This is a genomic window from Luteimonas sp. GW821-FHT14E02 (assembly GCF_058803905.1).
Window position 1 is genome coordinate 281,900 of record NZ_JBXAPK010000006.1, and the last position, 22,545, is coordinate 304,444.

Genomic DNA, 22,545 nt, shown 5'->3' on the forward strand with positions numbered 1-22,545 from the left:
TCGTTGCGAAACCCTCGACTGATCGAGAAAACGGCGCATCCCGGACGAGTTCCTCAAGAACATTCATTTCATCGATGCCCGGACTCCAGACCGGATCCGGCAGTTGCGTGCAAACGACCATAAGGAAAAAAACACATGTCATCCGCCGTAGCAAAGTGCCCCATCAAACACACGCCTGGCGCCGGTACCTCGAACCAGCACTGGTGGCCGAAACAGTTGCCGATCGATCTCCTGCATCAGCATTCCTCCAAGTCCAATCCGCTCGGCGCGGACTTCAACTACGCCGAGGCGTTCAAGAGCCTCGACTACGCGGCATTGAAGAAGGATCTCCACGCGCTGATGACCGATTCGCAGGAATGGTGGCCGGCGGACTTCGGCCACTACGGCGGCCTGATGATCCGCATGGCCTGGCACAGCGCGGGCACCTATCGCATCGGCGACGGACGCGGCGGCGGCGGGCGCGGCCAGCAGCGCTTCGCGCCGCTCAACTCCTGGCCCGACAACGCGAGCCTGGACAAAGCGCGCCGTCTGCTCTGGCCGATCAAGCAGAAATACGGCAACAAGATTTCCTGGGCCGACCTGATGATCCTGGCCGGCAACGTCGCGCTGGAATCGATGGGCTTCAAGACGCTCGGCTTCGGCGGTGGCCGCGAGGACACCTGGGAGCCGGATCGTGACGTCTACTGGGGCGTCGAGACCACCTGGCTGGAAGACAAGCGCTACTCCGGCGATCGCGATCTCGAGAATCCGCTCGCGGCCGTGCAGATGGGTCTGATCTACGTCAATCCGGAAGGGCCGAACGGCAACCCGGATCCGGTCGCCGCCGCGCGCGACATCCGCGAAACCTTCCGCCGCATGGCGATGAACGACGAGGAGACCGTCGCGCTGATCGCGGGCGGCCACAGCTTCGGCAAAACCCACGGTGCCGGCGATGCCTCCCTCGTGGGACCGGAGCCGGAAGCCGCCGACATCGAACTGCAAGGCTTCGGCTGGAAGAACGGCAACGGCACGGGCGTGGGCGCCGACGCGATCACCGGCGGCCCCGAAGTCACCTGGAGTCAAACGCCCACCAAGTGGAGCAACTATTTCTTCGAGACACTGTTCAAGTACGAGTGGGAGTTGACCAAGAGCCCGGCTGGTGCCCAGCAATGGCGCGCGAAGAACGCCGAACCGACGATTCCGGATGCCTTCGATGCATCGAAGAAGCACGTGCCGACGATGCTCACCACGGATCTCTCGCTACGCTTCGATCCGGCCTACGAAAAGATCTCGCGCCGCTTCCTCGAACATCCCGATCAGCTGGCCGACGCCTTCGCCCGCGCGTGGTTCAAGCTCACGCATCGCGACATGGGTCCGCGCGCGCGGTACCTCGGCCCGGAAGTGCCGGCCGAGCAGTTCGACTGGCAGGACCCGCTTCCCGCCGTCGATCATCCGCTCGTCGACGAGAAGGACATCGCCGCGCTCAAGACCAAGGTGCTGGCCTCCGGCCTGCCGGTTTCACAACTGGTGTCGACCGCCTGGGCGTCGGCGTCCACCTTCCGCGGTTCCGACAAGCGTGGTGGTGCGAACGGTGCGCGCATTCGCCTCGCGCCGCAGAAGGATTGGGACGTCAACCAGCCCGAGCAGCTGGCGAAAGTGCTGAAGATGCTCGAAGGCATCCAGAACGAATTCAACACCACGCAATCGAGCGGCAAGAAAATCTCGCTCGCCGACCTGATCGTGCTGGCCGGTGCCGCGGGTGTCGAGCAGGCCGCGAAGAACGCCGGTCTCGACATCACGGTTCCCTTCGCACCGGGCCGTGTGGATGCCACGCAGGACCAGACCGATGTGGAATCCTTCGCGGTGCTCGAACCGGTCGCCGACGGCTTCCGCAACTACCTCAAGACCCGCTACGCTGTGACGGCCGAGGAACTCCTGCTCGACCGCGCGCAATTGCTGACACTGACCGCGCCCGAGCTGACGGTGCTCATCGGCGGCATGCGCGTGTTGAACACGAACTACGGCCAGACCAAGCACGGCGTCTTCACCAAGCGGCCGGAGACACTGACCAACGACTTCTTCGTCAACCTGCTCGACATGGGCACAGTGTGGACGCCGGCATCGGAAGCCAAGGACGTCTTCGAAGGGCGCGACCGCAAGACGGGAGACCTCAAGTGGACCGGCACGCGCGTCGATCTCGTCTTCGGTTCCAACTCCCTGCTTCGGGCTCTGGCCGAGGTCTACGGGAGTTCGGACGCGCGGGAAAAGTTCGCCCGTGATTTCGTGGCGGCCTGGAACAAGGTGATGAACCTCGATCGCTTCGATCTTGCCTGATCGCCTCTGACTTGCGTTCCATGGAAAACGCCGGCCTCTGGCCGGCGTTTTCTTTTGCGGACATCACGTCGCCGGCCGCTGTTCCACCTTCGGCTCGGTAATTTCCTTGCCCGCCTGCGCGCGGCCCGACATTTCCGCGCCGGCATCGCGCGGCAGCCGCCACATCATCCAGGCCGAACTGGCCGAGATCAGACCGACCACCACAAAGGCGACATAGAAATTGTGCACGTCGGTGGCGGGACGTCCTCCCAGCAGGCCGGCGAATTCCAGCACGTAGCCGCCGACCGCCACGCCCATGCTCAGCGACAGCTGCTGCATCATCCCGGACAGGCTGCTGGCCTGCCCCATCTGCTTGGAATCCACATCGGCAAAGCTGATCGCGTTCAAGCTGGTGAACTGCAGCGAGCGGAAACAACCGCTGATCAGCAGCGTCGCGATGATGAAGACATGCGGCGTGTCCGGACGGAACAGGCCGAAGCAGCACAGCATCAGCGAAGCGATCACCGCGTTGGCCACCAGCACTTTGCGGAACCCGAAACGCCGCAGCACGCTTGCCGCGATCGTCTTCATGAACATCGCGCCCAGCGCCGACACGAATGTCAGCAAGCCCGACTGCACCGCGCTCAACCCGAAGCCCAGCTGCAGCATCAACGGCAGCAGGAACGGAATCGCGCCGATACCGATGCGAAACAGCGAACCACCGAGCACGCCGGCGCGATATGTCGACAACCGGAACAGGCCGAGATCAAGCAACGGATGCGGATGCCGGTTCGCATGCCAGACATAGGCCAGCAATGCGCCGACTCCGATCACCAGCGCGGCGACCGACAGCGGCATCGACACCAGATGACGGCCCAGCGTGGAAAAGCCGAACATCGCCAGCGCCAATCCCAGCCCGGTCAGCAGGAAACCCATCCAGTCCAATGGAGGCGCCGATTCCTTGATGTCGGGGATGAAGCGCTTCGCCAGCACGATGCCGAGCACGCCCATCGGAATGTTGATCAGGAAGATCCAGCGCCAATCGAAATACGTGGTGATGAAACCGCCGAGCGGCGGACCGATCACCGGCCCGACCAGCGCGGGAATGGTCAGCCAGCTCAATGCCTGCACCAGCTCGCTCTTCGGCACCGTGCGGAGCAACACCAGGCGGCCTACCGGCACCATCATCGCGCCGCCCATGCCCTGCAGGAATCGCGCCGCGACCAGGGTTTCAAGCGAACCGCTGGCTGCGCACCCGACCGAGCCGAGCAGGAACACACCAATCGCCGCCATGAAGGTCGGCCGTGCGCCGAAGCGATCCGCGACCCAACCGCTGATCGGGATGAACACCGCCAACGCCAGCAGATACGTCGTCAGCGCCAGCTTGAGCGCGATCGGATCAGTCGACAGGTCGCGCGCGATCGCCGGCAGCGACGTCGAGATCACCGTCGAATCCATGTTCTCGATGAACAACGCGCAGGCAACGATCAACGGGAGCAGGCGGCCCTGCCTCATGCGGCAACCGCCAGCTCAGGTCGCATCGATGTCTCCCAACGCACGGATCAGCCGGCGCGCGCGCTTGTCGGGTTTTGTCTCCGGCGGTTTGTAACCGGCCCGCGCCGCGCGCAGTTCGGCGCGTTTCGTCTCGCGCTCGGCGCGCGAGGCCTCCGATTCCCGGTACAGGGATTGCGCGACGCTGGCCGGCCCACGTGTATCACTCAGCGCCAGCACCTCGATCGAGAACGTTTCGTCCCCGCGCGCGATGCGCATCGCATCACCCACGCGCACGCCGCGTGAAGGCTTCGCGCGCTGTCCATTCATTTCGACTTTGCCCGTCTCTATCGCCTGCTTGGCCAGGCTGCGGGTCTTGAAAAAGCGCGCAGCCCAGAGCCAGATATCCAGCCTGACCTCAGCGACGCCCGAATCTATCTCCATCTTGGCCATCATGATACCGCAGCCGCCTTGAATCCGCGCGTACCGGTCGCGAGCGCACACGCTCCATCGGCAGCCATCCGCGCTTAATATCACGCGCCGACCTCACGCCCCGGTCGCGCGCCTCCTCAGCCCGACCCCTGCCATGTGCCATTTCGTCACCGCAGTGCTTCCGGCCGCCTCCGCCATCGACGCGATCGATACGATCGCGCAGCGATATGGCCGGCGGTTCAGCCCGTTGTCGAATCCTGACATCGAGGCTCAACTCGATGCAGGCGAGCGATATTTTCTCCTGACATCCGGACATTGCGACTGCGGCACACCGCTGGGCGCGCTTGCTCCCCAGCGCGGCGCACGCGAGCCCGATCTCGAAGCGCAGGTACAGCGCCTGCGCAAGAAAGGCTGGAGCGAAGCGAAAATCACCAGATCACTGGCGCAAGCACATGAGCACGCGGGGGCCGATGCAGCGTCGAAAGAAGCAGCGCACCGCGACGCTGTCGTCACCTGGGTCAACCTGATCCGCGACATTCTGGATTCCGGAAAGACGCCGTCCCTAGGATTGCTGCTGCATTCCTACGACGGTCCGCTCGATGCGTCGTTCCACCTGCTGTCACGGGAGACCGTCCCGTCCGCCGAATTGACCGATGCGACTCTTCTTGGCATGCGCGAAGACGCGCTCTATATCGATTTCAACGTTGAATCAAGGAGGACCCCATCCCCTGCTCACGCGAGACGGCTCGACCGTCCGCCACTCCCCCGCCCCAGCACAGGCTAAAGCGAACTGATGAAACCCCGCGACCTGACTCAAGGCCCCATCGGCTCCACCCTGTTCCTGTTCGCGCTGCCGATCCTCGTCGGCAACGTGCTGCAATCCCTCAACGGTTCGGTCAACGCGATCTGGGCCGGACGCTTCCTTGGTGAGCAGGCGCTGACCGCGACGGCCAACGCCAACAACATCATGTTCTTCCTGATCGGCGCGATCTTCGGCGTCGGCATGGCGGCGACCATTCTGATCGGCCAGGCGATGGGTGCGAAGGACATCGCCCAGGCCAAGCGCGTGATCGGCACCAGCGCGACGTTCTTCTTCGCGGTGTCGATCGGAATCGCACTGATCGGCATGCCGCTCGCGCGTCACGTCCTGGTCTGGATGCGCACACCGCACGACGCTCTGCCGATGGCCGAGGCCTATCTACGCGTCATCTTCCTGGCCATGCCGTTCCTGTACATGTTCGCGTTCCTGTCGGCGATCCTGCGCGGCGCCGGCGACACCCGCACGCCGTTCGCGTTCCTGCTGCTGGTGGTAGTGCTCGACATCGTGCTCAATCCGCTGCTGATCTTCGGCATCGGCCCGTTCCCGGAGCTGGGCATCGCCGGCTCGGCCACGGCCACGCTGATCGCGAACGCGGTCAGTCTGGCCGCGCTGATCCTGTGGCTGCGTCATCGCCGCCATCCGTTGTGGATCAGCCGTCACGAGAACGCCGTCTACAAGCCGGATCGGGCAATCCTGCGCGCGCTGATCGTCAAGGGCGTGCCGATGGGCATCCAGATGATCCTGATCTCGCTGTCGATGATCATGATGATCAGCATGGTCAACGCCTACGGCGTCGACACGACCTCGGCCTACGGCGCGGCCCTGCAGTTGTGGACCTACGTGCAGATGCCGGCGATGGCGATCGGCGCGGCCTGTTCGTCGATGGCGGCGCAGAACGTGGGCGCGCGACAGTGGAATCGCGTCAACGCCACCGCGCGCACCGGCATCCTCTTCAATTTCCTGCTGACCGGCGCGTTGATCCTGCCGATCGTGGTGTTCGACCACACCACACTGTCCCTGTTCCTGCCGGACGGCAGCGCCGCGCTGGCGAACGCGCGTCACTTGAATCACATCGCGGTGTGGTCGTTCCTGTTCTTCGGCGTGACGTTCGTGGTCTCGGGCGTGGTGCGCGCCACCGGCGCAGTATTGGCGCCGATGCTGATCCTGGCCGGTGCGCTATGGGGCATCCGCATTCCGTTCGCGCTGCTGTTGCAATCGCGGTACGGCGCCGATGCGATCTGGTGGAGCTTCCCGGCTAGCTCGGTGTGCTCGATGCTGATGGCGCTGGCGTATTACAAATGGGGCGGCTGGCGCCAGGCGAGGATGATGGCGCCCGATAGCGACAAGGTCGCGGTGCCGTCGGAAGTGCCGGCGCAGCCACCTTCGCCTGTCGCAGATCCGAGTCCGCATGCGGAAGCGTCCAAAGAAGCGATCAAATCCGTCCAACCCGAAGCATAGTAAATTCGTCGGCGAAATCATCATGGAACAGAAGCGCCGCCATGCAGCCTGATCGGTTGCTGGACTTCAGACAGGATAGGTACCAGCCATGAACATCCTTTCGGGAAAATGCCTTTGCGGGCAGCTGCAGATTTCCGTTCGCGGTGAACCCCTGCGCATCGGCATCTGCCACTGCACAGACTGCCGGCAAGAAAGCGGTTCGGCCTTTACTTTCTATGCTGTCTGGCCCGCTCACCAGTTTGAACACGCGGGTGAAACGTCGGAATTCAACGGCCAACACTTTTGTCCCCGCTGCGGATCGCGGCTGTTCTCCGTCGATGACCGAGAGGCGGAAATCAAGCTCGGAATCCTGTCAGAGGCCCCCACCACGCTCGTGCCGAGCTATGAACTCTGGATCAAACGCCGCGAGCCGTGGCTACGACCGATCGAGGGGGCCGAGCAGTACGAGGAGAATCGAAAATAACCGGAGACGCTGCCGCCACCAAACCGGCACCGTCACAGAGATCAATACCGATCGTCCGAAACGCGAAAGGCCGCCTCTCGGCGGCCTTTCGTGCGATGTCGCGTTGCGAGTGGATTACTCGGCAGCGGCTTCGGCGGCAGCGGCGGCCTTCGCCTTGGCGTGGGCGGCCAGATCTTCCTTGATGCGCGCCTTCTTGCCTTCCAGGCCGCGCAGGTAGTACAGCTTGCCCGAGCGCACGTCGCCGCGGCGCTTGACCTGCACCGAGTCGATCGCGGCGCTGTGGGTCTGGAAGACGCGCTCGACGCCGTAGCCGTGCGAGATCTTGCGCACGGTGAAAGCGGAGTTCAGACCCGCGTTCTTCTTGCCGATCACGACGCCTTCGTAGGCCTGCACGCGTTCGCGGTTGCCTTCCTTCACTTTGACGTTGACGACGACGGTATCGCCGGGACCGAAGTCCGGGAGCTTGCGCTGCACCTGTTCGGTTTCGAAGCTCTGCAGCAGGGTGTGGATCGACGGCTTGTTCATGGCACGAGTCCGGTTTGTAATTGCCTGTTGGAGTGGTTGTTGCGCGAGTGCACGTGGACCCGCGTCATGGCTTGGGTGGAACGAAGCCAGGCATTATAGCGATATTTTTCTTTGCAGGGCAATTAGTTAGCCGCGATCGACCCTGCAGGACGGAGGTTCTCCGGGAGGCGAATCCCCACGGGGACGCCAGCCTCCGCTCCTGGCCCCTATTTGGAACCGTTTCCGGCCCTGAAAGCCTCCAGCAGGCGCCGATCGGCCGGTGACAAAGCGGCCTCGTCCAGCAGATCCGGCCGGCGGGCCCAGGTCCGGCCCAGGGCCTGCTGCCGGCGCCAGCGGGCGATTTCGGCATGGTTGCCGGACAGGAGCACCTCCGGGACGTCGCCCAGGGCATGCTCCACCGGCCGGGTGTAATGCGGGCAATCCAGCAGGCCGTCCTCGAAACTGTCCTGGGCCGCTGATTCGGCGTCGCTGAGGGCGCCCTCCTGCAGTCGCGCCACGGCGTCGACGATCACGGCCGCCGCCAGCTCGCCGCCGGAGAGGACGTAGTCGCCGATGGAGATTTCCTCGTCCACCTCGGCCGCGACCAGGCGCTCATCGACGCCCTCGTAGCGACCGCACAGCAGCAGCAGGCGTTCACATGCGGCCAGTTCGCGCACCTTGGCTTGCGTGAGGGGCGTCCCTTGCGGGCTGAGGTAGATCGTCTTCACCGGCCGCGGGTCGGCCGCGCGCGCGGCCTGCAGCGAAGCCCGCAGCGGATCGATCATCATCACCATGCCAGGGCCGCCACCGAAGGGACGGTCGTCGACGCGGCGATAGTTGCCCTCGGCGTAATCGCGTGGATTCCAGCCGTGCAACGCGAGCAGGCTGCGCTCCTGCGCGCGCCCGACCACACCGTGGCTGGCGAGTTGTGCGACGAATTCGGGGAACAGGCTGACGATGTCGATGCGCATGGCGGCCGGATTCGGATCAGGAGTTGAGAGCGCTGAGCACACTGTTTCCGTCATTCCAGCGAAAGCTGGAACCCATTTTGCTCTACCCGGCGGATCCGTGGAAAAACAAAATGGGTCCCAGCTTTCGCTGGGATGACGTTCGTACCCCTTGCGCCCTCTGGCGCAAGTCAGGATTCAAAAGTCGGCGTCCCAGTCAACGGTGATCAAGCCGGCTTCGAAATCCACCGACACCACGTAATCCGGCTCGAGGAAGGGAATCATGCGCTCGCGCTCGCCCTTCGCTACCAGGACGTCGTTGACGCCCGTGGAAAACAGGTGCGAGACGACGCCGAAATCAACCCCTTCGGTGTTGACGACGCGCAGACCTTCCAGATCGACCCAGTAGTACTCGCCGGGTTTCGGCGGCGGCAGAACGGAACGCGGCGCCCACACTTCGGTGCCGCGCATGGCTTCCGCGGCATCGCGATCCTCCACGTCCGGGAGGACGGCGACCAGCCCTTTCGCGGTCTCGCGCCCACGCGCGCCCGTGAGCTCGCGCTCGCGGCCCTGCGCGTCGCGCAAGGTCCAGGGCTGATAACGAAAGATGCTGCGCGGCGGCTCGGTGAAGGATTCGAGCTTGATTTCGCCGCGCACGCCGAACGCGCCGTGGATCCTGCCCAACAGCAACATGCCCGACAGAGCCGGACGCGCTTCGGAGGTCATGACACTGATCGCGGCCACGACGCGCGTGGCCGCAAGGGATCAGGCTGCGGTGGCAGCCGCGGCCTTGGCCGCTTCCTTGTAGAGGTTGCGCACCTTGTCGGTGAGCTGCGCACCCTGGCCGACCCAATGGTCGACGCGGGCGACATCCAGCACGACGCGCTGTTCGTTACCGGCGGCAACGGGGTTGTAGTAACCCACGCGCTCGATGTTGCGACCGTCGCGCGCGCTGCGCTGGTCGGTGACGATGATGTGGTAGAAGGGGCGCTTCTTCGCGCCGCCACGGGTAAGGCGGATCTTGACCATAACGATGTATCTTCCTGTGTAGCCCAGTCGCCAGGACGGCGAGGTAAGCTGGAAAGTATAAGGCATTCAGGCGGTTATGGGGAACTGGCCCCACCCGCCGGCCGGATCGGGTCCCAGGGGCGGGTCGCCAGGGCCTCGGCCAGCCGCCCGGGCAGATCCGGGCCGGTGTCGAACGAGACACCATCGATGGCGGCCAGGACGTGGAGGCCGCGGGAATAGCTGGCAAACGCCGCCTGGAAGCCCGGCAGATCGGCCAGGGCCACCTCGCGCCGGACCTGCTCCATGCCCAACTCCCACAGTCCGCCCTCCAGCAGCTGCTCCATGATCCCCCGCAGCGCCGGCGCCTGCGGCCAGACCACCCGGGCACCGTCCCAGAAACCGATATTCCAGATCGAACCTTCGCTGATCCGTCCCTGCGCATCGACGAACAGGGCATCGTCGTAGCCGTCGAGCCGGGCCTGCCGCCTGAAATGGAACAAGGGGAAGGTGCCGGCGTGCTTGACCTGCGGCAGGACGCGCTCGTGGCGGTAGGTTTTCACTCGCAGCGGCGAAGCGGTCGCCGACGACGGCGGCCCCAGGGCGATCAACACGTCGATGCTGCTCACGCGACCGGGATCGTCGATATCGAAATCGCGGGAGAACACGGTGATCCTCGCCGAGCAGTCATTTGCGTTCGCGGCTTCGAGGATATGCCGCAAATCCGCGATGACACGGTCTGGATCGAGTTCCATAGCGAAAAGCTCGCGCGTGCCCGCCTGCAAGCGTTGCAGATGCAGTTGCAGTCCCTGCACCGCCCTGCCCCGTATCTGCATGACGGTGAAGTGGCTGTAGTTGCGCAATGCCAGCGCGCGCAGATCTTCCGTGGTGGCGGGATGAGCGTTGCAGAACATGAGAGACATGTCAGCCTGCCGAAGTTTCAAAGACGTTGACGTTGAAGCAAGGCCTAAGGAATTCGTCATCCCGGCATCGAGCCGCGCGCCAGCGCAGTGAGGCCGGGATCCCGCCTTTCTGATGACTATCCGAAGAACTGGATCCCGGCTTCCGCCGGGATGACGAGCGTTTGGTTGTTCAAAGATTCTTCAAGACGACGAAGAGAAAAAATCCGCGACTATTCCGACGGCAACAATGCATCCGCTTCGCTCCACCAGCGCTTGATGCATTCCGCCGCCGGCAATGCTGGCGCCAGCCACGCCGACTGTCCGGCCCAGGCCTGCATGCGCGAGACATCGTTCGCCTTCGCCGCAGCCTCGCGCATCGCGGCGGTCAAGCCGCGCTGCACCGGATAGGCGGCGGGACGCGGCGCGTCCTCGCTCGCCGCGGCGCGCACGTAGTCCGTCGCCAGCGAGCGGCCGAGGCGCCCGGAGAAGGCGCGTGTCGGCCAGGTATCCTCCGGCTCCGCCGCCGCGATGGCGTCGGCCCAGCTCGACGCGATGCCCGCTTCCGGCGTGCGCAGGAAACCTGTGCCGATCTGCACCGCGCTCGCGCCCAGCGTCAGCGCCGCGGCGATGCCTCGGCCGTCGGCGATGCCGCCGGCGGCGATCACCGGAACGCGCACGCGATCGACGATACGCGGCAGCAGTGCGAACAAACCGGTCGCCTGCCGCTCGGCATTGGCGGCGTCGAACGCGCCGCGATGTCCGCCCGCTTCGAAACTTTGCGCCACGATGACATCGGCACCGGCGGCTTCCGCCTGCAACGCTTCCGACAACGTGGTCGCGGCGGCGAACCAGGCGATGCCGGCGGCCTTGGCGCGCGCGACGACCTCGGGCGGGAACACGCCCATGATCGAGGAGATTGCGGCCGGACGTGCCTCCAGCGCCGCATCGCATTGCGCGGCGAAATCGTGGAGCTTCGCATCGCCGGCGCTCTGCGCGACCGCAGGGCCCCATTGACCGAGGAATCCGCGCACCGCCGCTTCCGCTTCGGCATCGCGAACAGGCGGCGGATCCGGAGTCCACAAATTGATCTGACAAGGCCCGCCGCTTTGCGCGCGGAAATCGTGCATCCACGCCGTGATCTGCGCGGGCGTCAGCATCAACGCGCCGAGCGCCCCCATGCCACCGGCGTTGGCGACCGCGATCGGCAGTGCCGTCTGCGGCGTTCCCGCCATCGGTCCCAGCAGGATGGGCGCACGCAGGCCGAAGCGTTCGCAGAATGCGGCGGCGTGGGCGCGCGGCGAAGTCATCGCGGCAATGAACGTCTCAGCGGAACGGCATTCCACCGCCGCCCATCATCCCGCGCATGCCGCGCAGCATGCCCTTCATGCCGCCGCGGCCGAGCTTGCCCATCATCTTCTCCATCTGCATGTACTGCTTCATCAGACGGTTGACGTCGGCGGGCGTGGTGCCGGAGCCCCTGGCGATGCGCGCGCGGCGCGAACCGTTGAGCAGCGCGGGATTGCGGCGTTCCTTTTTCGTCATCGAATTGATGATGGCGATCAGGCGCGGCACTTCCTTGCCGGTGACCTGGTTCTTCATCGCATCGGGAATCTGTCCCATGCCGGGCAGCTTGTCCATCAGTCCGGAAAGGCCGCCCATGTTCTGCATCTGTTCGAGCTGGTCGCGCATGTCGTTCAAGTCGAACTTCTTGCCCTTGGCGACTTTCTCGGCGAGCTTCTGCGCCTTGTCCTTGTCGACCTGCTGCTCGACCTGCTCCACCAGCGACAGCACGTCGCCCATGTCGAGGATGCGGCTGGCGACACGGTCGGGATGGAACACGTCCAGACCGTCGGGCTTCTCGCCCACGCCGATGAACTTGATCGGCCGGCCGGTGACGTAGCGCACCGACAGCGCCGCGCCACCGCGCGCATCGCCGTCGGTCTTGGTGAGCACCACGCCGGTCAGCGGCAGTGCTTCGGAGAATGCCTTGGCGGTGTTGGCCGCGTCCTGGCCGGTCATCGAGTCGACGACGAACAGGGTTTCGACCGGCTTCACCGCGGCGTGCAGCGCCTTGATCTCGTCCATCATCGCCTCGTCGATGGCGAGGCGGCCGGCGGTGTCCACGATCAGCACGTCGGCGAAGGATTTGCGCGCGTCGTCGATGGCGGCGCGGACGATGGCTTCGGGTTTCTGATCGGCACTGGACGGGAAGAACGCGACGTCGACCTGCTGCGCCAGCGTCTTCAGCTGCTCGATCGCGGCCGGACGATAGACGTCGGCCGAGACCACCATCACCTTCTTCTTGCGCTTTTCCTTCAGGTGCTTGGCGAGCTTGGCGACGGTGGTGGTCTTGCCCGCACCCTGCAGGCCGGCCATCAGAATCACGGCGGGCGCCGGCACGTTGAGGTTGAGGTCGCTCGCCGCCGAACCCATCACGGTGGTCAGCTCGTCACGCACCACCTTGATCAAGGCCTGGCCGGGCGTGAGCGACTTCAGCACTTCCTGGCCGACCGCGCGCACCTTGATGCGCTCGATCAGCGCCTGCACCACCGGCAGGGCAACGTCGGCCTCCAGCAGCGCGATGCGGACCTCGCGCGTGGCTTCGCGGATGTTGTCCTCGGTGAGGCGGCCGCGGCCGCGCAGGCGTTCGATGGTGCCGGAGAGGCGCTGGGTGAGGGATTCGAACATGGGAGAGAAGGTCAAGAAGCGATCCGGAAGTATACCGGGCGACCGCACTCCGCCCCGCCGGGACCTGTCACCCAGCATCGGGTCCGCGCCTCGCTGTATACTCCCCCCTACTATCCAGGAAGCCGACCGTGAGCACCACTTCAGAGTTGATCCACCGCTATTACGACGCCTTCAACCGCGCCGACTGGGACGCCATGCTCGCCCTGCTCGACGACGGCGTCGCCCACGATCTCAATCAGGGCGAGCGCGAAATCGGCATCGACGCCTTCCGCGCGTTCCTCGCCCGCATGGACCGCAGCTACACGGAACAGTTGCGCGACATCGTGGTACTGGTGTCGGCCGATGGCGCCCGCGCCGGGGCCGAGTACGTCGTGCACGGCACCTACAAAGCCAGCGATGAAGGCCTCCCGCCCGCGAACGGCCAGCGCTACGTGCTGCCCGGCGGCGCCTTCTTCGATATCCGTGACGGCAAGATCGCGCGCGTCACCAACTACTACAATCTGCAGGATTGGATCGCGCAGGTGTCCGCATAACTCCCATGATCGGCTCCAGCACGCACAGCGCGCCACTCATCGAGTGTTTCCGCGGACCGGAAATCGAAACGTACCTGACAGCGGTCGCGAAGCTGCGCATCTCCGTCTTTCGGACGTTTCCCTATCTCTACGATGGCGATCAGGCCTACGAAGAGAAGTACCTGGCGACCTATGCGCAGTCGCCGGATAGCGTGTTCGTGCTCGCGTTCGACGGCTACGACATGATCGGCGCGTCGACCGGCATTCCGCTGACCCACGATGGCGAAGCGTTCCAGCGGCCCTTCGTGGAACGCGGGATGGCGGCCGAGGACGTGTTCTACTTCGGCGAATCCGTCCTGCTGCCGCAGTATCGCGGGCTTGGAATCGGCCATCGCTTCTTCGACGAACGCGAATCGCATGCACGGGCGCTCGGCCGCTTCCGCTGGACCGCGTTCGCCGCCGTCGATCGTGCCAAGGATGATCCACGTCGCCCCAGCAATCACCGCGACAATGACATGTTCTGGCACAAGCGCGGCTACCAGCGCCAACCCGGCATGACCATGCACTTGGCCTGGCGTGAAATCGGCGAACGCGACGAGAGCGAGAAACCGCTGACCTTCTGGCTGCGGCCGCTGGAGCCGACGGCATGAGGATTGCCGTCGCCAAATATCCGATCGGCGCGCCGCGCGATTTCGAGGCCTTCGCGGCCAAGCAGGCGCAGCTGCTCGAAGCCGCCGCCGCGCAAGGTGCGGAACTGGCCGTGCTGCCGGAATACCTGTCGCTGGAACTGGGTGCGAGCTTCGCCGACGACGTGCGCGGCGATCTGCATGCCTCGCTCGCCGCGTTGCAGCCATTGCATGCGCGATGGCTGGAACTGTTCGCGGGCCTCGCCTCGCGACTGCGTCTGCATGTGCAAGCTGGCAGCTTCCTGCTCGCGGCCGGTGATGGCCGGTACCGCAATCGCGCCTATTGGTTCACGCCGCAGGGCGGGCATGGCTTCCAGGACAAGCTGCAACTCACCGGCTTCGAAAAACAGGCCGGCGTGATCGAAGGCGGCGACGCGCTGAAGGTGTTCGAGTTCGGCCCGGTCCGCGCCGGCATTTCCGTCTGCTACGACAGCGAATTCCCGCTGCCGGTGCGCGCGCAATGCGAAGCCGGCGCGCGCCTGATCGCGGTGCCCAGCTGCACCGACACCGAGGCCGGCGCCACGCGCGTGCGCGTGGGCTGCCTGGCGCGGGCATTGGAGAACCGTTGCTTCGTCGCGCAATCGGTCACCGCCGGCATCGCCGAATGGAGTCCCGCGCTGGACGTGAACACCGGAGAGGCCGCCGTGTACGCGCCGATGGATCGCGGGCTGCCCGCCGACGGCGTGCTGGCACAGACGCGCGGCGATCAGGTCTGGACCTGCGCCGAACTCGATTTCGCCGCTCTGGACGCCTCGCGCGCCAACGCGCAGGTGGCCAACGATGGGGACTGGGCCGGGCAGTTGAAGCCCGGGTTGCGCAAGGCGAAGGTCGAAGCGTTCTAGTCAAAGGGAAGCCGCATCTGGTCATCAGGGATGAATGGACGTCGTAACTTGCCTTGCGGCCTTCCTCGACCGGCTCCCGACTTCCCTCGCCGTGTGCGACACTGAACAGATGACAATCGTTCTCATCGCCGTCGTCGCCTATCTGTTTGCGGCCCTCTTGCTGGTGCGTGGCGTCGCCCACGGCGGGGAAAAGCGCTCGTGGTTATGGCTGCTGCCGGCCTTGCTGGCGGCTGGCCTGCACGGCGTGTATCACCTGCTGGTCTGGCGCGACGCCGGCGGCACGGATCTGCATTTCTTCTCGGCGCTGTCGCTGGTCACGCTCGGCATGTCGCTGCTGACCTTGCTGGTCGGCGCCCGCGGCAGCACCGCGGCGCTGGGCGTGGTGGTGTTCCCCATCGCCGCCATCATGCTGACCGGTTATGCCTGGTACGGGCATCATCTTGCCGAAGGGCTCGACTGGCGCCTGCAACTGCATGCCTGGTGCGCGCTGCTCGCCTACGCCACGCTGGCGATCTCCGCGCTGCTGGCGATCATGCTGTGGGTGCAGGAGCGCGCCTTGCGCCGGCGTGAATTCCACGGCTGGCTGCGCGCGCTGCCGCCGCTCACCGAACTGGAAATGCTGCTGTTCCGCACCATCGCCGTCGGCTTCGTGCTGCTGACCGCGACGCTGCTCACCGGCCTGCTGTTCGTCCAGGATCTCTTCGCCCAGCACCTGATTCACAAGACCGTGCTGAGCGTGCTGTCGTGGCTGGCCTTCGGCGCGCTGCTGTTCGGCCGCTGGCGCTACGGCTGGCGCGGCGCGGTGGCGGTACGCTGGACGCTCGCGGCGATGATCCTGCTGGTGCTGGCGTTCTTCGGCAGCAAGTTCGTGCTGGAAGTGATGCTGCGCCGGACCTGACCGGCCACTCCCCTCACGCACGGATTGCGGAAACTTCGACTTCGCGCACGTCGCGGCCCGCGGGCAAGCCCGCAACATGCCGCACTCGGAATCACAGGGGACACGGATGACACGCATCGCCAAGACCACCCGCCGCACCTTCGTACTGACAGGATTGCTCGCCACCGCGCTCCTGGCCACGGACGCTTCCGCCGCCGGCGCACCGCCCAATCCGGCCAAGGCCACGCTCGAACTGGCGAAGAAGCAGTTCGCGCTGCCGCCGGGCGCGGCGATGGAATTGAGCATGCGCGGCAGCACCTCCCGGCCCGAGCAGGCCCGCGACGCGGCGGCTGCGTTCGCCGATGTCCCCTCCGATCAATCGGTCGTGCTCACCGATGACGGCCGCTTCCGCCTGAAGACGCGCACGCTCTATCCGGGGTCGATCGTGTTCTCCTTCCTGACCGTCGGTTCGCCGCAAGGCTCCTCCACCATTGACGAACTGCAGTGGCGCGATGGCACCGAGATCTCGAAGGAAGATGCCGCCAGCGCACGCAAGGATTACGCGGACCTGCTGTTCCTCTCCCCCGCGCTGCTGTTGCGCGATGCGTTGAACCGCAAGCCCGTGAGCAAGCCAGCCACCCGCAACACCGAGCCCGGCGCCACGCAACGCATCGAGGTGAGCTTCAAGGACGCCGCCGGCCGCCCGGCGACGCTGACGCTGGACGTCGCCAACGGCCGCATCGAATCGGCGACATCGGGCACGCGCCGCTTCACCTATGTCGGCTATCAAAAGCAGAAAACCCTGTTGCAACCCACCCGCATCACGCAATACGACGGAGACAAGGTCGCGGCGCGCTGGAACGATGTGAGCACGCTCCTCATGCCCCCGCCTTCCCCGGAGCTCTTCAGCCTGCCCGATGGCTATACCGAAGCCGCCGACCGTGGCCCCTTGCGCGCCACCGATCTTGGCGAAGGCGCCTATCGCATCGACGGCACGCCTTCGGGCTACCACACCGGTTTCGTGGTGGGCGATCGTGCCATTGCGGTCTTCGACGCACCGGTCAGCGTCGAGGAGGCCGAACAGGTCAAGGCCGTGATCGAGAAGACCGCGCCCGGCAAGCGCATCGCCTATGTCGTGGTGTCGCATCCGCATGGCGATCACGTGGCCGGGCTGCGCGCCTATCTCAAGGACGGCGTCGAAGTCGTCACCGGCCCCGGTGCCGGCGTGGCGCTGAAGCGCCAGCTGGGCGCAAGCGCGCAGCTCAAATTGCGCGAGGTGACCAACACGGACGAACTCGATCTCGGCGGACGCACGCTGAAGCTTTACGCGATCAACAGCACCCATGCCTCGAGCATGCTGGTCGCCTACGCGCCCACCTCCCGCACCGTGTTCCAGGGCGATCTGTTCTACCTGCCCGAAGTCGGGCCGGTCCCGCCCGCCTTCGATGGCGCCGGGGAGTTGTCGACGCTGATCACCGCCAGCCAGGGACTGTTTGTCGAGCGCATCGTCGGCGTGCACGGGCGCACCGGCACCCTCGACGACCTCAACCAAAGCCTGGCCTTGCGCAAGGGCGGCGGATTCGCCCGCTAGGCGTTCACGCGGGCAAACCCAACCTGAACGGAATGCTGCAATGCGGCATTCCATTGCTGCAACAATATTTGCATTGACAAATATTGCACGGGATACCAATATCCCGCGCCATGACGATTCCTCCCTGCCCAGTCGCTTCGACCCATTCAGGCCCGACCCTCGGCCTGCTGATCCGCCAACTGCGCGACGGCATCTGGGAACGGATGGAGCATGAGCTCGCCCTCTCCGGCCATCCGCTGACCTTCAGCCAGTACGTGACGATCAAGAAGCTGGCGCTGTCCACCAACGTCAGCGTCACCGACCTGGCCCGCGCCGCCGAGCTGAATCCCGGCGCCATGACCCGACTGCTGGACAAGCTCGCGGCCAAGGGCCTGGTCACACGCGTCGCCGATCCGGCCGATCGCCGCGCCCTCCACATCCACCTCACCGAGGCCGGGCTGAACATCTGGCGCGACATCAAGCAATGCGGTGAGCGCGTGCTCGAATTCTCCCTCACCGGCTTCTCCCATGACGAACGCGATCAGCTGATGCATCTGCTCGAACGCGTCCGCCGCAACCTTTCCCCCACGGGTGATTGAACTCAGGTGATTGAACTCATGCCCAGCCATCTCGCCCTCTCTCCCTGGCGTCCGACCGTCGCCGCTCTGGCGGCCGCGTTGTTCCTCGCCGGCTGCGCCAGCACGCACGGGCTCGCGCCCGAAGGCAAGCTGACGCAGGCCGACAGCCTGCAGACCTCGCGCAGCCTCGACGGTTTCAGCTTCAGCGATGCCGCCTTCCCCACCCAGGACTGGTGGACCGCGCTCGGCGATCCGCAACTCGACACGCTGATCCGCGAAGCGCTCCAGGACAGCCCGTCCCTGGCCGCCGCCGATGCCCGCCTCCGCCAGGCGCAGGCGCAGGCCAATCTGGCCAATGCCGAACGCAAGCCGACGCTCAGCGGCAGCGCCCAATATTCCGGCGTGCAACTGCCGGAAACCCTGGTGGAGCCACCGATGGGTGGTGAGTACATGGGCAGCACGGTGCTGATGCTCAACTTCAAGTGGCCGGTCGATCTGTGGGGCGGCAAGCGCGCGCAGTACGAAGCCGAAGTCGGCGAAGCGCGCGCCACGCAGGTCGATGCGCAGGCCGCGCGCCTGACGCTGTCGTCCAACGTCGCCCGTGCCTACATCTCGCTGGCGCAGGCATTCGATGCGCTCGATGTCGCCGATCGCGAAAGCAAGCGCGCTTCGCACTTGTACGATCTCAGCCAGCAGCGCGTGAAGGCCGGGCTCGACAATCAGTTGCAGTTGCGTCAGGCCGAGAGTTCGATCGCGTCCGCCAAACAGCAGGCACAAGCCGCGCAGCAGCAGATCGACGCCGTGCGCAACGCGCTCGCCGCGCTGCTTGGCAAGGGACCGGATCGCGGACTCGACATCGCCCGCCCGCAACTCCTGCAGGCGCCGACACCCGCCGTGCCCAAGGTGTTGCCCAGCGAACTGCTCGGCCATCGCGCCGACGTCGTCGCTGCGCGCTGGCGCGTGGAATCGGCCAGTCGCGGCATCGACGCGGCCAAGGCTTCGTTCAAGCCGAGCATCAATCTCAATGCGATCGTCGGCCTGGCCTCGTCCGGCCTATCCGATCTTTTCACCAGCGACGCCCTGCTCGGCCTCGGCGGCCCTGCCATCAGCCTGCCGATCTTCGACGGCGGCCGCCTGCGCGGCAATCTGGCCAAGAGCGATGCGCAGTACGACCTCGCGGTTGCCAACTACAACCAGACACTGGTGAGCGCGCTGCACGAAGTCACCGACGCGGTGCAGAGCGCGCGTTCGCTCGACAACCAGATCGTCGCCGCAACGCAGGCGCGTGATGCCGCGCAGGCGGCATGGAAACTCGCCGATACCCGCTACCGCGCCGGCATCGGCACACAGCTCGACGTGTTGTCGGCGCAGCGTCCGCTGCTGCAGTTGGATCAACAGGTTGCGACGCTGCGCGCGCAGCGTTATGCGGCAACGGTCGATCTCGATCGCGCCCTCGGCGGCGGCCTCGTGCTCGCCGCGCCCGAATCGTCTTCTACTCAAGATATTGCGAAGGTCTCCACGCCATGACCACCGAACCCAACCCCCAGGCTTCCGCACCCGCCGCCACACCGGCCGCGCCGAAGAACGGCAAGCGCCGTCGTGCCCTGCTGATCCTCGCCTTCGTCGTGATCGCGGCCGGACTCGGCTGGCTCGCCTACTACTTCTTCATCGCCCGCTGGCACCAGGACACCGACGATGCCTACGTCCAGGGCAACATCGTCAGCATCGTGCCGCAGACCTCGGGCACCGTGATCAGCATAGATGCCGATGACGGCATGAAAGTCGAAGCCGGCCAGCCACTCGTGCATCTGGATCCCAACGATGCGCAGGTCGCCTACGACCAGTCCATCGCCAATCTCGCCAACACCGTGCGTCAGGTGCGCGGTCTGTACAGCACGGTCGATGCCGGCCAGGCCGATCTGCAGGCGCGGCAAGTCGCGGTGGAACAGGCGCGCGCCGACGTGAAGCGCCGCGAAGGCCTCGTCGCCAGCGGTGCGGTCTCGCGTGAAGAACTCGCGCATGCACGCGACCTGCTCGCCTCCGCCGAAGCCGGACTGTCCTCCTCGCGCGGACAACTCTCGCGCAGCCGCGCCCTCGTCGACGCCACCACGCTCAGCAAGCAGCCGCAGGTGGAAGCCTCGGCCTCGCAGCTGCGTCAGGCCTATTTGAACCTGCAACGCTCCGCGATCGTCGCACCGGTGTCCGGTTACGTCGCCAGGCGCCAGGTGCAGCTCGGCCAGCGCGTGCAACCCGGCACCTCGCTGATGACGATCGTGCCGCTGGAACAAGTGTGGGTGGAAGCCAACTTCAAGGAAACGCAGCTCGGCAAGATGCGCATCGGCCAGCCGGTCGAACTGCATGCCGATCTGTACGGCGACGATGTCACCTACGACGGCAAGGTCTCCAGCCTCGGCCTCGGCACGGGCAGTGCGTTCTCGCTGTTGCCGGCGCAAAACGCCAGCGGCAACTGGATCAAGATCGTGCAGCGCGTGCCGGTGCGCATCGAGATCGAACCGAAGCAGCTGGCCGAACATCCGCTCCGCATCGGCCTGAGCATGAGCGTCGATGTGTCGATCAGCGACCAGAGCGGCCCGGTGCTCGCCGCCGCGAAGCAGTCCGCGAAACCGCTGTTCACCACGCAGGCCTACGCCAAGCAGCTCGCCGACGCCAATGCCCTGATCACCCGGATCATCGAGCAGAACCTGCCGGCACGCGCCGGCAGCCTATAACCGCTTCTCCCTTCTCCCTCCGGGAGAAAGTGCCCCGAAGGGGCGGATGAGGGAAGGAGAACCCAGGCTCACGGGAACGCTTCCTGGCAAGTCATTCTCCCTCCCTCATCCGGCGCTTCGCGCCACCTTCTCCCGGAGGGAGAAGGGAAAACCAAAGCCTTCACCTCTATGTCCACAACCGCTTCCGCTGCCGCGCCCGCCCCCCAGGCCGCGTTCCGCCCGCCGAACATGGCGCTGACCACGATCGGTCTGGCGTTGGCGTCGTTCATGCAGGTGCTCGATCTCACCATCGCCAACGTCTCGTTGCCGACCATCGCCGGCAACCTCGGCGCCAGCGCCGACCAGGCGACGTGGGTGGTGACCTCGTTCGCGGTCAGCAATGCCATCGCGCTGCCGCTGACCGGCTACTTCACGCGCCGCTTCGGCGAACTGAAACTGTTCGTCTGGGCGACGCTCGCCTTCTCGATCGCATCACTGCTGTGCGGCCTGGCCGAAAGCATGGGCATGCTGGTGGTGGCGCGCGCACTGCAGGGCTTTGTCGCTGGCCCGATGTACCCGGTGACGCAGGCGCTACTGATCTCGCTCTATCCACCGCATAAACGAGGGCAGGCCATCGCGCTCCTGGCGATGGTGACGGTGGTGGCGCCGATCGCGGGCCCGATCCTCGGCGGCTGGATCACTGACAACTACAGCTGGGAATGGATTTTCTTCATCAACATTCCCATCGGCATCTTCGCCAGCACCGTGGTCGCGACGCAGTTGCGCGGCCGCCCCGAAGTGCTGGAAAAACCGAAGATGGACTATGCCGGACTGATCTCGCTGATCATCGGCGTCGGCGCGCTGCAGGTGCTGCTCGACCTCGGCAACGATGACGACTGGTTCAACTCCACCCGCATCGTGATACTGGCGATCGTGTCGGTGATCGCGCTGACGTTCTTTGTGATCTGGGAACTCACCGAGAAGGACCCGATCGTCAATCTACGTCTGTTCCGGCACCGCAACTTCGCCAGCGGCACCGCGGCGATGGTGGTTGCGTATTCGGCCTTCTTCGCGGTCGGCCTGCTGGTACCGCTGTGGTTGCAGCGCAATCTGGGCTACACCGCGATCTGGGCCGGTTTCGCCACGGCGCCGCTCGGCATCCTGCCGGTGCTGCTGACGCCCTTGGTCGGCAAGTACGCCATGCGTTTCGATCTGCGGATTCTTGCCTCTTTCGCGTTTATCGTGATGGCGGCGACCAGCTTCATGCGCAGCCACTTCAATCTCGATGTCGACTTCCAGCACGTCGCGGAAATCCAGTTGCTGCAGGGTCTCGGTGTGGCGTTGTTCTTCATGCCGGTGCTGACGATCCTGCTGTCCGACCTGGAACCACGCGAGATCGCCGCGGGCTCCGGCCTCGCCACGTTCGTGCGAACACTCGGCGGCAGCTTCTCGGCTTCGCTGACGACGTGGGCGTGGAACAACCGCACCACCATCCATCATGCGCAGCTCACCGAGCACATCAGTGCCTACGATCCCTCAATGCAGGAAACCGTGGCGGCCTTCGGCCGTGGCGATCTGCAGCGTGGCGCGTTCATGCTCGACCGCATGATCACCCAGCAAGCGACGCAGATCGGCTTCAACGAGATCTTCCACCTGCTCGGCATCATCTTCCTGGTGGTGATCGTGTTCGTCTGGATCGCGAAGCCGCCGTTCGTGGCGAAGGCCAGCGCCGCAGCGGCCGGCGGGCATTGAGCGGCGCGAGTGGATGCG

At 65.4% G+C, this 22,545-nt stretch carries 22 protein-coding genes; 13 read left to right on the forward strand and 9 right to left on the reverse strand.

Features of this window, described 5'->3' with window-relative positions:
• Positions 1-135: 135 nt before the first annotated feature.
• A complete protein-coding gene (gene katG, locus AC1RNP_RS12340) occupies positions 136-2,313 on the forward strand; it encodes a catalase/peroxidase HPI (RefSeq protein ID WP_493051555.1) in 2,178 nt (725 codons plus the stop codon).
• Positions 2,314-2,376: 63 nt separating this feature from the next.
• Here the strand turns inward: katG and AC1RNP_RS12345 are convergent, their stop codons facing one another.
• Both AC1RNP_RS12345 and AC1RNP_RS12350 read right to left on the reverse strand, forming a co-directional pair.
• The gene (locus tag AC1RNP_RS12345; RefSeq protein ID WP_493051556.1) at positions 2,377-3,807 is read right to left on the reverse strand and encodes a DHA2 family efflux MFS transporter permease subunit; all 1,431 of its coding nucleotides are present in this window, start codon (positions 3,805-3,807) and stop codon (positions 2,377-2,379) included.
• 15 nt (positions 3,808-3,822) lie between these two features.
• Complete coding sequence (locus tag AC1RNP_RS12350) at positions 3,823-4,239, reverse strand: RNA-binding S4 domain-containing protein (RefSeq protein WP_493051557.1); 417 nt, start codon at positions 4,237-4,239, stop codon at positions 3,823-3,825.
• A 130-nt stretch (positions 4,240-4,369) separates the two neighbouring features.
• Between AC1RNP_RS12350 and AC1RNP_RS12355 the strand changes: the two genes are divergently transcribed.
• From AC1RNP_RS12355 to AC1RNP_RS12365, 3 genes are all read left to right on the forward strand, one after another.
• On the forward strand, positions 4,370-4,999 hold the full coding sequence (locus AC1RNP_RS12355; protein ID WP_493051558.1) for a hypothetical protein: 630 nt from the start codon (positions 4,370-4,372) through the stop codon (positions 4,997-4,999).
• A 9-nt stretch (positions 5,000-5,008) separates the two neighbouring features.
• Positions 5,009-6,493, forward strand: coding sequence for an MATE family efflux transporter (locus AC1RNP_RS12360; protein WP_493051559.1), 1,485 nt, complete (start codon positions 5,009-5,011; stop codon positions 6,491-6,493).
• 88 nt (positions 6,494-6,581) lie between these two features.
• The gene (locus AC1RNP_RS12365; RefSeq protein WP_493051560.1) at positions 6,582-6,956 is read left to right on the forward strand and encodes a GFA family protein; all 375 of its coding nucleotides are present in this window, start codon (positions 6,582-6,584) and stop codon (positions 6,954-6,956) included.
• 114 nt (positions 6,957-7,070) lie between these two features.
• Here the strand turns inward: AC1RNP_RS12365 and rplS are convergent, their stop codons facing one another.
• The 7 genes from rplS to ffh form a co-directional block, all read right to left on the reverse strand.
• Entirely contained in the window at positions 7,071-7,481 is a 411-nt protein-coding gene (gene rplS, locus AC1RNP_RS12370) for a 50S ribosomal protein L19 (RefSeq protein WP_226470424.1), read from the reverse strand.
• Between the two features lie 206 nt (positions 7,482-7,687).
• Complete coding sequence (gene trmD, locus AC1RNP_RS12375; protein WP_493051561.1) at positions 7,688-8,431, reverse strand: tRNA (guanosine(37)-N1)-methyltransferase TrmD; 744 nt, start codon at positions 8,429-8,431, stop codon at positions 7,688-7,690.
• A gap of 174 nt (positions 8,432-8,605) precedes the next feature.
• On the reverse strand, positions 8,606-9,100 hold the full coding sequence (gene rimM / locus AC1RNP_RS12380; protein WP_493051586.1) for a ribosome maturation factor RimM: 495 nt from the start codon (positions 9,098-9,100) through the stop codon (positions 8,606-8,608).
• A 72-nt stretch (positions 9,101-9,172) separates the two neighbouring features.
• Entirely contained in the window at positions 9,173-9,436 is a 264-nt protein-coding gene (gene rpsP, locus AC1RNP_RS12385; RefSeq protein WP_493051562.1) for a 30S ribosomal protein S16, read from the reverse strand.
• Between the two features lie 74 nt (positions 9,437-9,510).
• Entirely contained in the window at positions 9,511-10,335 is an 825-nt protein-coding gene (locus AC1RNP_RS12390; protein WP_493051563.1) for an aminotransferase class IV family protein, read from the reverse strand.
• Positions 10,336-10,544: 209 nt separating this feature from the next.
• Complete coding sequence (locus AC1RNP_RS12395) at positions 10,545-11,621, reverse strand: NAD(P)H-dependent flavin oxidoreductase (RefSeq protein ID WP_493051564.1); 1,077 nt, start codon at positions 11,619-11,621, stop codon at positions 10,545-10,547.
• A gap of 16 nt (positions 11,622-11,637) precedes the next feature.
• Positions 11,638-13,002: a signal recognition particle protein gene (gene ffh / locus AC1RNP_RS12400; RefSeq protein ID WP_493051587.1), complete on the reverse strand. Its 1,365-nt coding sequence runs from the start codon at positions 13,000-13,002 to the stop codon at positions 11,638-11,640.
• 128 nt (positions 13,003-13,130) lie between these two features.
• Here ffh and AC1RNP_RS12405 point away from each other — a divergent pair, with 128 nt between their 5' ends.
• From AC1RNP_RS12405 to AC1RNP_RS12445, 9 genes are all read left to right on the forward strand, one after another.
• Complete coding sequence (locus AC1RNP_RS12405) at positions 13,131-13,535, forward strand: ketosteroid isomerase-related protein (protein ID WP_493051565.1); 405 nt, start codon at positions 13,131-13,133, stop codon at positions 13,533-13,535.
• Positions 13,536-13,540: 5 nt separating this feature from the next.
• Positions 13,541-14,164 (forward strand): GNAT family N-acetyltransferase, encoded by a 624-nt coding sequence (locus AC1RNP_RS12410; RefSeq protein WP_493051566.1) that lies wholly within the window; start codon positions 13,541-13,543, stop codon positions 14,162-14,164.
• Positions 14,161-15,042, forward strand: a complete 882-nt coding sequence (locus AC1RNP_RS12415; protein ID WP_493051567.1) for a carbon-nitrogen hydrolase family protein — start codon at positions 14,161-14,163, stop codon at positions 15,040-15,042. The genes AC1RNP_RS12410 and AC1RNP_RS12415 overlap by 4 nt, the downstream gene beginning before the upstream one ends.
• A gap of 109 nt (positions 15,043-15,151) precedes the next feature.
• On the forward strand, positions 15,152-15,940 hold the full coding sequence (locus AC1RNP_RS12420) for a cytochrome C assembly family protein (RefSeq protein WP_493051568.1): 789 nt from the start codon (positions 15,152-15,154) through the stop codon (positions 15,938-15,940).
• 106 nt (positions 15,941-16,046) lie between these two features.
• Positions 16,047-17,510, forward strand: coding sequence for an MBL fold metallo-hydrolase (locus AC1RNP_RS12425; RefSeq protein WP_493051569.1), 1,464 nt, complete (start codon positions 16,047-16,049; stop codon positions 17,508-17,510).
• Positions 17,511-17,620: 110 nt separating this feature from the next.
• Positions 17,621-18,088, forward strand: coding sequence for a MarR family winged helix-turn-helix transcriptional regulator (locus tag AC1RNP_RS12430; protein ID WP_493051570.1), 468 nt, complete (start codon positions 17,621-17,623; stop codon positions 18,086-18,088).
• A gap of 18 nt (positions 18,089-18,106) precedes the next feature.
• A complete protein-coding gene (locus AC1RNP_RS12435) occupies positions 18,107-19,594 on the forward strand; it encodes an efflux transporter outer membrane subunit (RefSeq protein ID WP_493051571.1) in 1,488 nt (495 codons plus the stop codon).
• Positions 19,591-20,796 (forward strand): HlyD family secretion protein, encoded by a 1,206-nt coding sequence (locus AC1RNP_RS12440; protein WP_493051572.1) that lies wholly within the window; start codon positions 19,591-19,593, stop codon positions 20,794-20,796. The genes AC1RNP_RS12435 and AC1RNP_RS12440 overlap by 4 nt, the downstream gene beginning before the upstream one ends.
• A 168-nt stretch (positions 20,797-20,964) precedes the next feature.
• Positions 20,965-22,527 (forward strand): DHA2 family efflux MFS transporter permease subunit, encoded by a 1,563-nt coding sequence (locus AC1RNP_RS12445; RefSeq protein ID WP_493051573.1) that lies wholly within the window; start codon positions 20,965-20,967, stop codon positions 22,525-22,527.
• Positions 22,528-22,545 lie beyond the last annotated feature (18 nt).